The sequence below is a fragment of the Erwinia sp. MYb416 genome (assembly GCF_037479575.1).
Taxonomy (GTDB): Bacteria; Pseudomonadota; Gammaproteobacteria; order Enterobacterales; family Enterobacteriaceae; genus Erwinia; species Erwinia rhapontici.
Genome location: NZ_JBBGYT010000382.1, coordinates 1 through 854 on the forward strand (window position 1 = coordinate 1; position 854 = coordinate 854).

General features: G+C 54.2%; 1 protein-coding gene. It reads right to left on the reverse strand.

Annotation, left to right across the window (positions count from 1 at the left end):
- Window positions 1-772, reverse strand: a 772-nt coding sequence (locus WH277_RS05445) for a phosphoribulokinase (protein WP_339504871.1), incomplete at its 3' end; no start/stop codon positions are given.
- Between the last annotated feature and the right edge of the window lie 82 nt (window positions 773-854).

Sequence of the window (854 nt, forward strand, 5' to 3'; positions counted from 1 at the left end):
TGATATGGGAGATAAACGAACCCTGCAACATGGAGAGAAGATAGGGAAAGTCGATATCTTCCAGCCCCTGGAAGTGGATGACGACAAAGCTTTCATCCAGAGAGGGGATGCCGCGTGCCGCAAAGGGGTTAGAGGTATCCACCGTGGGTACGCGCTGGAAGTTAATATGGGTTCGGGAGAACTGTGGCGTAATAAAATTAATGTAGTCCTCCATGGAACGCACCACCGAGTCCATGACCGCTTCACGTGAGTGACCGCGTTCACCGGTATCGCGTACCAGTTTCTGAATCCACTCCAGGTTAACGATCGGCACCACGCCCACCAGCAGGTCCACCTGGTCTGCTACATTGTGTTGTGGCGTCATGACACCGCCGTGCAGTCCTTCATAAAACAGGACGTCAGTCGGTTCCGGCAATGGCTGCCAGGGCGTAAAAGTGCCCGGTACCTGATTCCACGGTACCGCTTCATCATAGGTGTGCAGATACTTGCGTGATTGTCCGGTGCCGTTTCGGCCATACTCGCTGAACGTCTGTTCCAGCAGGCCGAAATCATTGGCTTCAGGGCCAAAATAGCTGACGTGCTTTCCCATATCGCGCGCTTTGCGGATCGCCATATCCATTTCCGGGCGGGTAAAACGGTGGAAACTGTCCCCTTCGACCTCGGCTGCCCGCAGATTAAGCTGCTGAAAAATCTTCCTGAACGCTAGGCTGGTGGTGGTGGTTCCCGCCCCGCTGGAACCGGTGACGGCGATAACCGGATGTTTGGCTGACATGACGTGCAACTCCCTTCAATAGGTCGGACGGATCATAGGTAACACGTTTTACCCGTCCAAGTCATTATGGCTTCACGTATAC